The sequence below is a fragment of the Pontibacter liquoris genome (assembly GCF_022758235.1).
In the GTDB taxonomy this organism is placed as follows: domain Bacteria; phylum Bacteroidota; class Bacteroidia; order Cytophagales; family Hymenobacteraceae; genus Pontibacter; species Pontibacter liquoris.
In genome coordinates this window covers 3106199-3118742 of record NZ_JALEBG010000001.1, presented here as the reverse complement: position 1 = coordinate 3118742, position 12544 = coordinate 3106199, and the positions used below count along the sequence as shown (strand labels likewise).

At 51.7% G+C, this 12544-nt stretch carries 15 protein-coding genes; 10 read left to right on the top strand and 5 right to left on the bottom strand.

Annotated features, from left to right (window positions below; translation table 11 throughout):
- Positions 1-69: 69 nt before the first annotated feature.
- The 5 genes from paaD to LWL52_RS12930 form a co-directional block, all read right to left on the bottom strand.
- The gene (gene paaD, locus LWL52_RS12950; RefSeq protein ID WP_242920456.1) at positions 70-555 is read right to left on the bottom strand and encodes a 1,2-phenylacetyl-CoA epoxidase subunit PaaD; all 486 of its coding nucleotides are present in this window, start codon (positions 553-555) and stop codon (positions 70-72) included.
- 135 nt (positions 556-690) lie between these two features.
- On the bottom strand, positions 691-1446 hold the full coding sequence (paaC, locus tag LWL52_RS12945) for a 1,2-phenylacetyl-CoA epoxidase subunit PaaC (RefSeq protein ID WP_242920454.1): 756 nt from the start codon (positions 1444-1446) through the stop codon (positions 691-693).
- The gene (locus LWL52_RS12940; RefSeq protein WP_242920452.1) at positions 1446-2084 is read right to left on the bottom strand and encodes a phenylacetic acid degradation b; all 639 of its coding nucleotides are present in this window, start codon (positions 2082-2084) and stop codon (positions 1446-1448) included. Before LWL52_RS12940 ends, paaC begins: the two co-directional genes overlap by 1 nt.
- Positions 2085-2169: 85 nt before the next feature.
- Entirely contained in the window at positions 2170-3156 is a 987-nt protein-coding gene (paaA, locus tag LWL52_RS12935) for a 1,2-phenylacetyl-CoA epoxidase subunit PaaA (RefSeq protein WP_242920450.1), read from the bottom strand.
- An 85-nt stretch (positions 3157-3241) separates the two neighbouring features.
- Complete coding sequence (locus tag LWL52_RS12930) at positions 3242-3808, bottom strand: TetR/AcrR family transcriptional regulator (RefSeq protein ID WP_242920448.1); 567 nt, start codon at positions 3806-3808, stop codon at positions 3242-3244.
- 392 nt (positions 3809-4200) lie between these two features.
- Between LWL52_RS12930 and LWL52_RS12925 the strand changes: the two genes are divergently transcribed.
- The 10 genes from LWL52_RS12925 to LWL52_RS12880 all read left to right on the top strand — a co-directional run bounded on the left by LWL52_RS12925 (position 4201) and on the right by LWL52_RS12880 (position 12513).
- Positions 4201-5010, top strand: a complete 810-nt coding sequence (locus LWL52_RS12925; protein WP_242920446.1) for an enoyl-CoA hydratase/isomerase family protein — start codon at positions 4201-4203, stop codon at positions 5008-5010.
- A gap of 48 nt (positions 5011-5058) precedes the next feature.
- Positions 5059-5544: a sterol desaturase family protein gene (locus tag LWL52_RS12920; protein ID WP_242920696.1), complete on the top strand. Its 486-nt coding sequence runs from the start codon at positions 5059-5061 to the stop codon at positions 5542-5544.
- Positions 5525-6424 carry a MerR family transcriptional regulator gene (locus LWL52_RS12915; RefSeq protein WP_242920444.1) on the top strand — a complete coding sequence of 300 codons (900 nt, stop codon included), beginning with the start codon at positions 5525-5527 and terminating at the stop codon, positions 6422-6424. Before LWL52_RS12920 ends, LWL52_RS12915 begins: the two co-directional genes overlap by 20 nt.
- 256 nt (positions 6425-6680) lie before the next feature.
- The gene (locus LWL52_RS12910; RefSeq protein WP_242920442.1) at positions 6681-7196 is read left to right on the top strand and encodes an RNA polymerase sigma factor; all 516 of its coding nucleotides are present in this window, start codon (positions 6681-6683) and stop codon (positions 7194-7196) included.
- A gap of 30 nt (positions 7197-7226) precedes the next feature.
- Positions 7227-8738 (top strand): bifunctional phytoene desaturase/3,4-desaturase, encoded by a 1512-nt coding sequence (gene crtID / locus LWL52_RS12905; protein ID WP_242920440.1) that lies wholly within the window; start codon positions 7227-7229, stop codon positions 8736-8738.
- A 4-nt stretch (positions 8739-8742) separates the two neighbouring features.
- Positions 8743-9576, top strand: coding sequence for a phytoene/squalene synthase family protein (locus LWL52_RS12900; RefSeq protein ID WP_242920438.1), 834 nt, complete (start codon positions 8743-8745; stop codon positions 9574-9576).
- On the top strand, positions 9577-10110 hold the full coding sequence (locus tag LWL52_RS12895) for a hypothetical protein (protein ID WP_242920436.1): 534 nt from the start codon (positions 9577-9579) through the stop codon (positions 10108-10110).
- A 74-nt stretch (positions 10111-10184) separates the two neighbouring features.
- Positions 10185-10883 (top strand): lycopene cyclase domain-containing protein, encoded by a 699-nt coding sequence (locus tag LWL52_RS12890; RefSeq protein WP_242920434.1) that lies wholly within the window; start codon positions 10185-10187, stop codon positions 10881-10883.
- A gap of 5 nt (positions 10884-10888) precedes the next feature.
- Entirely contained in the window at positions 10889-11740 is an 852-nt protein-coding gene (locus tag LWL52_RS12885; RefSeq protein ID WP_242920432.1) for a 4-hydroxy-3-methylbut-2-enyl diphosphate reductase, read from the top strand.
- 89 nt (positions 11741-11829) lie between these two features.
- Positions 11830-12513, top strand: a complete 684-nt coding sequence (locus LWL52_RS12880) for a fatty acid desaturase (protein ID WP_242920430.1) — start codon at positions 11830-11832, stop codon at positions 12511-12513.
- Positions 12514-12544: the final 31 nt, after the last annotated feature.

The following is a 12544-nucleotide window of genomic DNA, read 5'->3' as shown; positions in this document are numbered from 1 at the left end:
AGTGAGAAGGCTGCTGCTTTTTAAAAGTCTAGCATCTAACATCTAAAATCTAATATCTAACGTCTAAGTCTACAGCGGTTTGAACTGCTCAAACATCTGGCGGCAGTCGTTGCAGTAGTGCATGGACCGGCAAAGCGTCGGGCCGAAAGGCGTGCGTAAAGTGGTGTTCTCGCTATCGCAGTAGGGGCACTTGGCATACTCCAGGATATCGAGGTCCAGGATCAGGTCATACTTGGGCGGCGGGGCCAGGCCGAATTCCTTTAAATATTGCCGTCCCTTCTCCGATACCTTGTTGCTGTTCCAGGGGTTATCAAAGCTCATCGTGACCGTGTGGCTCGTGATGCCATGCTTTTCCAAGGTGCGCTCCACGTCCTTTTTCATGTAGTCCATGGCCGGGCAGCCGGCAAAGGTCGGCGTCATGTTCACCGTCACGTGGCCTTCCCCGGAAATCTCCACACCCGTGATCACGCCCAGATCCACCAGCGAGAGCACCGGTATCTCGGGGTCTTTCACCTCTTCGAGCAGGGTCAGTATGTGTTCTTTGGTTAGTGTCATTTTGAGGTATCAAGTATCACGTAGCACATATCACGATTTTCATACTTTAGTAAGAGTGTTCTATAGTCAGGCGAATTGCACCACACTATAAAGAGTCGTGCTACGTGATACGTGTGTCGTGATACGTTTTAAAAACTACCACTCGGCCGATGGGTCAATCTTGAAGACTTCGGCCATTTCGTCGAGGAGCGGTTGCAGGTGCTCGGTGTGCTCCCCGTAGCGGCCGCCATACTTGGGGGTTATACTTTCCAGCTCCGGCAGTTTGAGTTCTGTTTTCTCCAGTACGGCCTGTATGCGCTTAAGCCACTCGGCTTTCACCGCTTCCTCGCCTTCGTACACGCCGGCTTCGATCAGCTGCTGCTCATACTTGGATGGCTCAAACAAGGCCAGGGCGTAAGGAAGCGCCTCGGTAAGTGACGATTGGAGGCGCAGGATGGCTTCTTCGGTAGAGGCGCCTAGGTTCTTGATCCAGGTGTTGGCATGCAGCACGTGGTATTTCACTTCGCCCTTGAGCTTGGTGGCTACCTTGGCAATGGGCTCGTAGCTCGAGCGGCTCAGCATCTCGAAGCGCACGGTCTCGGCATTGTCAAACAGGAAATGGCGGATCAAACTAAAATCATACTCGCCGTTGGGCAGCTCGACCAACTGCGAGTTATGGAACTGCCCGGCGTTACGCGTAAACGCAACCGTGTCCGGCTCTGCTTCGCCTAACTCGTTCAACAAAGTATAAAAGGCCAGGCTGTGGCCGATTTTGTCCTGCGCCATCGACGAAAAGGCAATGTCTTCTTCGAGTATCGGGCCGAAACCGGTCCACTCGGAATTGCGGTGGCCAAGTATGAGCTGGTCGTCGGCTAGTTTGTATAACAGGTCTTTTATTGCGAGCTCGTTCATTATTGCACAGGTGTCGTTTTGTTCTCCTCTTTATACTTGGTGATCTTGTCCATGACCTTATAGGCTGTGGCTTCGCGGTATTTCTTTTCCGGGGTGGTCAGCCACATGTCCTTGTCTGCTTCCTCAGACTGCAGCACGTGCCTGGACTTTACCACCCACACGTTCACGATCGGGCCTTTGTCGCCGAATTGCTGCCTGGCTTCCTGCAGCGCTTCCTGGTACGAAGTGGCCATCACACGGCCGACATGGGTATGCGCTTTCCCGCGTTTTTTCAGATGGAAGATCTCGTAGGGCTCCAGCTGCTCGCTGCGCTCGGTAGGCTCTTCTGCGCGCATCACCTCGTACACGTTTTCACTGTCGCCTACATAGGGCGTTACCATGATGTGTGAGGTGCGGGCCACCCACATGCCGGTGCAGGCAGCACGGCGGCTGTACTGCTCTTTCGAAAACAGGAACGCTACTTCTTCGTTTGGTGCGTGCACGGGGCCTACGTACGTATAAGCAGTGCCTTCTTTTTTCTGATGAAATGCTTCGTATGTTTCAAACTGATCCAGCGCGGGCTTCGCTTCCACAGGCGGCTGCTCGCCTTCCGGCAGGTTCAGTCGGGTTACTCTTGGGTCTAATGATGTCAGAGACATAGTTAAAAGTTATGAGTTAAAAGTTATGAGTTATGAATGGAAGAGCACTTTTAACTCTTAACTCATAACTCTAAACTGCCATTGGCTATGCCAATGGCTTCACGTACTTTGCTTTTGGGTTGAGCAGAGCCCGGCGTACCCAGGCACCGCGCTCTTCGGCGGTGCGGCGTACGGCCAAACGCTCGGCGTTGCAGGGGCCATCGCCGTTGATCACGCGCTTGAACTCTTCCCAATCCGGCTCGGTGTAGTCCCACTTGCCGGTTTCCGGGTTCTTCTTCAGGTTCGGGTCCGGCAGGGTAAGGCCCAGCTCCCAGATCTTGGGCACGTACATGTCCAGGAACTGCTGGCGCATGTCGTCGTTGGTGGCCATTTTTACTTTCCACTTCATCAAAATCTCCGTGTGCGTGCTCATCTTGTCCGGAGGTCCGAAAAAGTGCATGATTGGGCCCCACCAGCGGTTGAGCGCGGCTTGAATCATTTCACGTTGCTTCACAGAACCGGTAGCCATGTGCACCACGGCATCGTGGCCATACTTGAGGTGGAAGGCTTCTTCGGCGCAGATCCTGTCCAGGGCACGGCAGTAAGGGCCGTAGCTGCCTTTGGCGTTGGCCAGCTGGTTGACAATAGCACCCGCGTCGATAAGCCAGGAAATGATGTTGGAATCGGCCCAGGTAAAGGCCGGGTAGTTGAACACGTTGGAATATTTGCTTTTGCCGTTGATCAGGTCGGTGAGCATTTGCTCGCGTGGTTTGCCCAGCGTTTCGGCAGCAGAGTAAAGCAGCTGCGCGTGGCCTACTTCGTCCTGTACCTTCGCCATTTGTGCCAGCTTTCTTCTAAAGCCCGGCGCACGCGTGATCCAGGTGCCTTCCGGCAGGGAGCCGATGATCTCGGAGTGCGCATGCTGCTCGATCATGCGGGTCAGTTGCTTGCGGTATAGCTCGGGCATCCAGTCGTTAGGCTCGATCTTTTCGCCGCGCTCGATGCGTGCTTCAAACTCGGCCAGCTTTACAGGGTCTTCGCTCTGCAAAGTGTCGAATTTGGTAGCTTCAAAAACGTTTCCTCCTCCGTACATGATATTTATAGTTTTAAGGTTCAGGTAAAGTGCCGGGCTGGTTAGGTGGCAGCCCGGCGATTAGTTAGTTTGTGGTTGGCGTGTATTAAGTTTGTTTCAATCCGTTCAGTAGCATGGTTGCCAGGTTATCGGCAATTTCATCGGGTGTCATTTTGCCTTCCGGCTTATACCAGGTATGGATCCAGTTGAGGCTCGAAAGGATGGTGAGCGCGGCAAACTTTTCGTCCGGAACCGTAAACTCACCACTTTGCATACCTGCTTGGATGATGAACCGGAAACGCGCTTCATACTTGTCGCGCAGCGCCAGGAAGGTGCTATGAAAAGGGTCGCTCAGGTGGCGCCACTCATGCAGAAAAACGGCCGACGCTGCGGTGTTTCGGGTCAACACATGCACGTGCGCCTGAATGGCCCGGCGCAGCTTTTCAGTCGCAGAGGCATCCGGTGTCTGGGCTGCATCAAGTGCTTCAAAAAACTCGGTTGCCATCCGGAAGCATACCCGTTGCAGGATTTCTTCTTTCGATTTGATATGCGAGTAAATACTGGCTGCTTCAATGCCGAGGGCATTGGCCAGGTCGCGCATAGAAGTGGCCGAAAAGCCTTTTGACTTAAAAAGGCTGGTGGCAGTAGTTTCGATCTGCTGTTTTCGGCTCAAGACGCTTTCTCCCATAGTATACAAACAAATATAAGCAACCTAACGTTCGTTAGCAAATTTGTTATTGTAACGGCAGCCGGAAAAGAAGAGTTGCGGGTTGGGCTGCATCAGGATTTTCAGCATCAAGGAATTAACAGGATGATGCCGCACCTGGTGAGCCATACTTTATACTTGCGTTCATTTCAAAAATATACTTTCTTCAGCCTGTTGCTGGTGCTGATATGCGCCAGCCCCTGTGGCACGAAGTACCTGAAGTATAATCCATTCTGCCCATCCTCGTTCGGTAAGATGGTGCGTTATTTGCTCGGGTTTACCGGGGCAATCTGCCTGCGAATCGTATATTTGAAAACCGGCTGCTGCTAATGTAGCGTAACTATACTAAACTCTACCTCATGGCTACTACATCTAACTCTACCCAAACGCAGGCAACTGCCTACGTTACCTACCATGTGCAGGAGCGCGTGGGATATATTACCTTGGCCCGACCTGAAAAACGGAATGCGCTGAACTTCGAAGTGGTGCTGGAGCTGAAGCGGGCATTTGCCAAAGCCGAAGACGATGACGTTTGTAAAGTGATCGTGTTGCGGGCCGAAGGCCAGGTATTCTGTGCCGGCGCCGACCTGGAATACCTGCAGCAACTGCAGCAAAACGATTACCACGAGAACCTGGCAGATTCCACCCACCTGATGGAGCTGTTCCGGTTGATTTATACTTTGAAAAAAGTGGTGATCGCTCAGATCCACGGTCACGCCATTGCGGGCGGCTGCGGGCTGGCCACCATCTGCGATTTTGGCTTTACAGTGCCGGAGGCAAAGTTTGGCTATACCGAAGTGAAGATCGGCTTTATACCTGCCATTGTAAACGTGTTTCTGCTGCGCAAAATAGGAGAGGCTCGTGCCAAGCAACTGCTTCTGACCGGCGATCTGATCTCGGCAGAAGAGGCGGCACGATATGGCCTGGTAAACTTTGTAGTGCCCGCTGCAGAACTGGAAGCCCGTGTTTTTGACTTTGCCCAGAAGCTCTGCACCGAAAACTCCCGCCAGTCGATGGAGGTAACCAAGGAGATGATTGCGCGTGTACAGGGCATGAGCCTGGAAGAAGGGCTGCAATATGCGGCAGAGATGAATGCGGTGGCCCGCGGAAGCGATGACTGCCAGCGCGGCATTGCTGCTTTTCTAAATAAAGAGCCCCTCAATTGGTAATCTTGTTTAAGTTTCTAAACTATTTGTTAAACTTGCTGTTTGATCTGTATGCTACTAGGCATCGGGATTATGCTAACGGTTTTTGTGGCCATGGAAGGGGTAGCCTGGTTCATGCACAAATACGTGCTTCATGGTTTTTTATGGTTCCTGCATAAATCCCATCATACACGCCATCGCCATGCGTTCGAGTTAAATGACCTGTTTTTTGCCTACTATGGCACCCTGGCCATGCTGTTCTTTCTTTTTGGCAGCGACCCCATTGACTACAGGTTCTGGATCGGCGCGGGTATAAGCTTGTATGGTATTGCCTATTTTGTCATACACGATGTCTTTATTCACAGGCGCTTAAAGGTGTTTGGTAAAACGTCTAACGTTTACCTCAAAGCCCTGAACATGGCGCATAAAGTACATCATAAAACAGCAGGCAAGTATGGGGCTGCCTCGTTTGGCATGCTGTGGGTAGCACCCGCATACTTCCGGACAGCACATAAAATAGTTCAGAAACAGCAAGACCGTGGCGCAATACACAATTAAAGAATTAGAGCATCTTTCGGGTATCAAGGCGCATACCATCCGGGTGTGGGAGCAGCGGTATAATATCCTTTGCCCGCAACGCACCGATACCAACATCCGCTATTACAGCGATGAGGATCTTAAAAGCCTGCTTAATATTTCGCTGCTCAACGAGCGGGGGTATAAGATCTCGCGCATCGCCAAGATGGAGCAGGAACAGATCCTGCAAACCGTGCGGCAGCTCTGCGAAGCGCCTTGCCAGGGTTCGCACCACATCAGTTCGCTGGTGGCAGCCATGGTGGACATGGACGAGGATAAGTTCGACAAAGCGCTCTCGACGGCAACGCTGCAGCTGGGCTTTCAGGAAGTGATGCACGAGGTGATCTATCCTTTTCTGAATAAGATCGGCATCCTGTGGCAAACGGGCAATATCAGCCCGGCACACGAGCATTTTGTCTCCAACCTGATTCGCCAGAAGTTAATTGTAGCCATAGACGGACAGGTGGTGCGCAGGCAGGAAGGAGCCCCGACCTACCTGTTATACCTGGCCGAGGGCGAGCTGCACGAGCTGGCGCTGCTCTACATGAATTATATCATCAGGCTGCACAACCTGCATGTGATCTATTTGAGCCAGAACCTGCCTTTTAAGGACCTGGAGCTGACTTACGAACAATGCAAGCCGGATTATATCTGCACCGTCATGACCTCGGCACCTGAGCGCGACCAAGTGCAGGGCTACCTAAACAAACTCTCTGAGCGCTTCCCCGATTGCCAGATCATGGTGTATGGCTTTCAGGTGCAGTATGACTTTCTAACGTTCCCGGCCAATGTGCGGCGCTTAGACTGTATGCGTGATTTTATGGCGCTTTTCAAGCAAAAAGAATTTACCCGAAAGCAGTAAGTCGCTCCGATAGCAGCAGTTGAACTGCCAAACTTAGTTGTAATACTCCACCGCTGGCCGGCCAGTATCATTTCTGTTGATACTGTCCGGCTTTTTCCTTTCTGCCATACACCCAGCTAAATCAACCGTTTACAGGGTACCGCGTGTAGTTGGTCTATTTTGTTGAATGTATTTGTTAAAAATATTCTACAAAAATATTTTTTTACATACAAGCCTCGTATATTTGTTTATGGTTTTACGATAAACTATAAACAGAATGACTGCAATCGATTTTTCAACTATGGTACAGGGAGTGGCCCAGTCGTTGCGGCCGGCAGCTATGAACCTGACCCGCGATGCCGATGATGCCAAAGACCTGGTACAGGAAACATTGCTCAAAGCGCTCAACAACCCCGATAAGTTTAAGACAGGTACCAACCTGAAGGCGTGGCTATACACGATCATGCGCAACACTTTTATCAATAACTATAACAAGATCACCAAGCGCAGCAGTAACATCGATAGTGCCGAATACCTCCAGTACCTCAACGCCGACGAAAACTATATCACCCAGAACAAAGGCTCGGCCACCTTTGTGATGAATGACATTAACCAGGCCATCAGCAAACTGAACGAAGAGCACCGCACGCCGTTTATGATGTATTATGTGGGTTATAAGTACCTGGAAATTGCCGAAAAGCTGCAGATCCCGATCGGCACGGTAAAGAACCGCATCCACATTGCGCGCAAGGAACTAAAGCAAATGCTCAAGGTTTACCAGCAAGAAGCTTAGCCCTTTAGCCCCAAACTCGTATTACCTGCTATGGCGCATCCAAAAGTAATCGTTATCGGCTCCGGTTTCTCCGGCTTATCGGCGGCAACGTGCCTGGCCGACCGCGGCTATGAAGTAACGGTGCTGGAAAAGAACAGCACCCCGGGCGGACGGGCCAGGAGCTTTACCGAGGCTGGCTATACGTTTGATATGGGCCCGAGCTGGTACTGGATGCCCGATGTGTTTGAATCCTACTTCCGGCGTTTCGGAAAATCCACCGCGGATTATTATACCCTGCAGCGCCTGGATCCGTCCTATACCATTGCTTTTGGGGAAGAAGACTTTATGCCGGTGCCCGCATCGCTGGATGAAATGCGCGCTCTTTTTGAAAGTATGGAGCCTGGCAGCGCCCGCCAGCTGGACAAGTTTCTGGCGCAGGCCGCCTACAAGTATGAAGTGGGCATCAACCAACTGGTATACAAGCCCGGGCGCTCTGTTACCGAATTTATGAGCCCGCGCCTGCTGCTGGATGTGTTGCGGCTGGATGTTTTTCAGTCGTTCCACAAGCACATTCGCCGTTTTTTTAAGAACGAGAAGATCATCAAGCTCATGGAGTTTCCGATCCTGTTTCTGGGTGCGTTGCCCCAGAACACGCCGGCGCTTTACAGCCTGATGAACTATGCCGATATCAAGATGGGTACCTGGTACCCGATGGGCGGCATGTATAAGATCGTGGAAGGAATGGTGCAGCTGGCAGAGGAGAAAGGCGTGCAGTTTTTCTACAACCAGGAAGTGAAGCAGATCGAAGTGCAGGAAGGTACGGCCCGCAACGTGGTTACCGCCACCGGCACGTTTGCTGCTGACGTGGTGGTAGCCAGCGCCGATTACCACCATGTGGAAAAAGACCTGCTCACTGGCGAGTATAAAAGCTACAGCGACGCGTATTGGGAGAAAAGAGTGATGGCACCCTCCTCGCTGATCTTTTACCTGGGCGTGAACAAACGCCTGCAAAACCTGCAGCACCATACCTTGTTTTTTGACGAGGACTTTGGTCCGCATGCACATGAGATCTATACTGATCCGAAGTGGCCCGCAAAACCGCTTTTTTATGTGTGCGCCCCTTCCGTTACAGATCCATCCGTAGCACCGCCTGGCTGCGAGAACCTATTCATTCTAATCCCGGTGGCGCCAGGCTTGGAAGATACGGAAGCTACGCGGGAGCATTACTATAACCTGGTGATGGATCGCCTGGAGCGCCTTACCCGGCAGGAGGTACGCAGTGCGGTGGTATACAAGCGCAGCTATGCCCACCGCGATTTTATGGGAGATTACCATGCTTTTAAGGGCAACGCTTATGGGCTGGCGAATACGCTGCTGCAAACGGCGCTGTTAAAGCCTGGTTTGAAGAGCAAAAAAGTGAGCAACCTGTTTTACGCCGGCCAGCTAACGGTGCCTGGGCCCGGCGTGCCGCCTTCGCTGATATCGGGGCAGGTGGTAGCCCGCGAAATTGAGAAGGAATATGCCGCGCCGGTTTCTGTAAACGTAGAACTGTCAAACCCCTGAGTGCATGGAGCTATACAAACAAACGTGTCTTAAATGCAGCAAAGTAATCACGCAGGCCTACAGCACCTCTTTTACGCTGGGCATCAAAACACTGCATCAAAAATTTCATATGCCCATCTATGGCATCTATGGGTTTGTGCGCTGCGCCGATGAGATTGTAGACACGTTTCATGCCCATGATAAACGCCGGCTGCTACAGGAGTTTAAACATCAGACTTTCGAGGCCATCGCCAGCGGCATCAGCCTGAACCCCGTACTGCATGCCTTCCAGTCCGTGGTTAACGAGTATAACATCGACCAGGCGTATATCACGGCCTTCCTAAATAGTATGGAAATGGACCTGGAGGATCATATTTACGATGCGTCGCTTTACCGGGAATACATCTATGGTTCGGCCGAAGTGGTGGGGCTGATGTGCTTAAAAGTATTCTGCGAAGGCGACGAGGCCATGTTTGAGCGCCTGCGGGAGCCGGCCAGCCGGCTGGGTGCTGCTTTCCAGAAAGTGAACTTTTTGCGCGACATGCAAAGCGATTTCAAGGACCGCGGCCGCATATACTTCCCCAAAGTGGAGTTTAAAACCTTTAGCAACAGCTGTAAAGCCGAGATAGAAGCCGATATACGGAATGATTTCGAGGCAGCCTATGTTGGCATAATGGCATTGCCGCCCACCGCCCGCATGGGTGTATACCTGGCGTATGTCTATTACCTGAAGCTATTCCGGAAAATTCAAAGCTTGCCGGCAACCCACATCCTGAAAGAGCGCGTAAGAGTACCTGACAATAAAAAGCTGGCGCTCCTGCTCAGCTCGTATCTCAGGTACAGACTTAACGCGATCTAAATGACGAAACACTTTTTACTGGTACTTTTACTTTTAGTAGTTGGCAGAACGTGGGCAGCTGATACCGCACGTTACAAAGTAGACGAGCTCCGCCTCAAGTACCTGAAAGCGAGCACCGACGAAAATGCTGCCCGGGAATTTAACAAAGAGATGCAGGCTTATAATGGCCAGAACGCCCTGATAAAAGCCTACCAGGCTGCCTCGGTAGCGGTTATGGCCAAGTATATCTGGAACCCTTATGGCAAACTGAAGCAGATCAAAGCTTCTTCCGCTATCTTCGAAGAGGCTGTGAAACTGGATAGCAGGCATCCTGAGATCCGGTTTTTGCGCTTTACCGTGGAACATTATGTGCCCCGTTACCTGGACCTGAGCGCGCACGTGGACGAAGACAAGCGCATTGTGATCAGCAGTCTGCAGGCATACCCTAAATCGGAGCTTTCGCAGGGCGTGGCCCGTACTATTCGCGATTTTATGCTCTCGAAAGACCACTGCACCGAAGCCGAAAGAAAGGTGCTGCGCAATATCCGTATCTGACAGGCTGCAGGCAGGAACGGGGCAGGAGGCTGATCAAGTAAGAAGTAATATTCATTTATAAAACCAGTGCCTAGATGTACATCTACCTGTACCTGAACATTGCTACCGTTCTGTTTCCGCTGCTGCTCTCGTTTGATAAGCGGGTGGCTTTCTATAAAAAGTGGCCGGCACTTTTTCCGGCTATACTTGTGAACGCGTTGTTTTTTATCACCTGGGATATGTTTTTTACCAGTATCGGGGTATGGGGTTTCAACGAGAAATACCTGGTGGGCTTATACTTGTTTAACCTGCCGCTGGAAGAAGTGCTGTTCTTTATCACGGTGCCGTATGCCTGCGTGTTTATCTACGAGGTGCTGAACGCCTACATCCCCACTGACCTGCTGCAGCCTTCGGCCAAAGCCATTGCAGTTCTGCTCATGCTGGCCCTGCCCCTGATCGGTATCTTTAATATCTGGCGCCTTTATACTTCTGTTACCTTCTGCCTGCTTAGCCTGATGCACCTGGTGCATCTGCGCTTTTTTGCCGACAAGCTGCTGGGACGTTTTTACCTGGCTTACGTGGTGCACCTGGTGCCATTCCTGCTGGTAAACGGCGTGCTGACCTCCCTGCCGGTGGTGTGGTATAACAACCAGTATAACCTGGGCCTGCGCCTGGGTACCATTCCTGTAGAAGATACCATGTATTCGATGATGATGCTGCTACTGACCATTTCGGTATACGAAGGCCTGCTGAAACGAAAATCACATAAACAATATCAGGTCTTGCCTGTATAAAAGGTATGAACAGCCTCCAGGTAACGATTGACGCAAATTCCGGCTTCTGCTTTGGCGTGGTGTATGCCATCCAGATGGCAGAAGATCTGCTGGACGAGCAGGGGTATTTATACTGCCTGGGCGATATTGTGCACAACGACGAGGAAGTGGAGCGCCTGCAGCAACGCGGCCTGCGCATTATCGATCACCAGCGCTTGCGGGAGCTGCACCACGAGGCCGTGCTGATCCGGGCGCACGGGGAGCCGCCGGAAACCTACCAGATTGCCCTGCAGAATAACCTGCGGCTGATAGATGCCTCCTGCCCGGTGGTGCTCAAGCTGCAGAACCGCATCAAAACCTCTTACGACAAAAAAGACAAGATCTTTATTTACGGCAAACACGGCCACGCCGAAGTGCTGGGCCTGCTGGGGCAAACGAGCAACGAAGCGGTGGTTTTTGAAAGTATGGAGGAGTTGCTGCAGCACGAGCTACCCGCCAATATTACGCTCTATAGCCAGACCACCAAAAGCACCGACAGCTTTTACCGCATCAAAAATGCCTTGCAGGAAAAAGGCTATACCGTGGATGCCAACGATACGATCTGCCGGCAGGTGTCTAACCGCGACAAAGAACTGCGTAAGTTTGCTTCCGGGTTTGATAAGATCGTTTTTGTATCCGGTACCAAATCCTCCAATGGTAAGGTGCTCTACGAAGTATGCAAAGCCACCAATCCGGCCACTTATTTCATTTCGAAGGTAGAGGAGCTGGATCCCGGCTGGTTTGCCCCCGGCGATAAGGTGGGAATTTGTGGGGCTACCTCCACGCCCTTATGGCTGATGGAACGGGTTCGGGATGCCTTGCTCAAGTATGACGAGTAACAGCATACAAAGCTATTGCCTTACCGAACTTCTACGGGCAGAAAAGGGCCGCCGGAACTGCGTACGTCATCATTCGTAAATCAGCATACATGCTTAAAAAGAGAGATTACAGGGGGATAGTTGTAGCGCTCGTACTGGTAGTTTGCTGGGCGGGCCTGCTTTTATACTTGCTCACTTCCTTCCCGGTTGATTTCGCCTCGCCGCTTACCTACCTGTTTGTGCTCCTGCAGACGCATCTTTATACCGGCCTTTTTATTACTGCGCACGATGCCATGCACGGGGTAGCCGCCCCGGGCCGCCCGGCTCTGAACAGAAGTATAGGCACCCTAACGGCGTTGCTTTTTGCCTATAACTGGTACCCGCGCCTGCTACCCCGCCACCATCAGCATCACCGGCACGTGGCCACCGGGCAGGATCCGGATTATCACCAGGGCGGTTTCTGGGCCTGGTACCTGCGTTTTCTCAAGCAATACATTACGTGGTGGCAGCTTGTGTTAATGGCCCTTACCTTTAACCTGCTTAACCTGCTCTTTCCACTCGAGAATGTGATTCTCTTCTGGATGCTGCCGGCCATACTGGCTACTTTCCAGTTATTTTATTTCGGCACCTACCTGCCGCACCGTGGCGAGCATGCGGCGGATAATGTGCACAAATCAACAACTCAGGCTAAAAACCATGTATGGGCTTTTGTGAGCTGCTATTTTTTCGGCTACCATTACGAGCACCACGACAAGCCCTATTTGCCCTGGTGGCAGTTGTATAAAACAAAATAAGTCTCTCTTTTTAATTTTCTAAGCTTAGCTG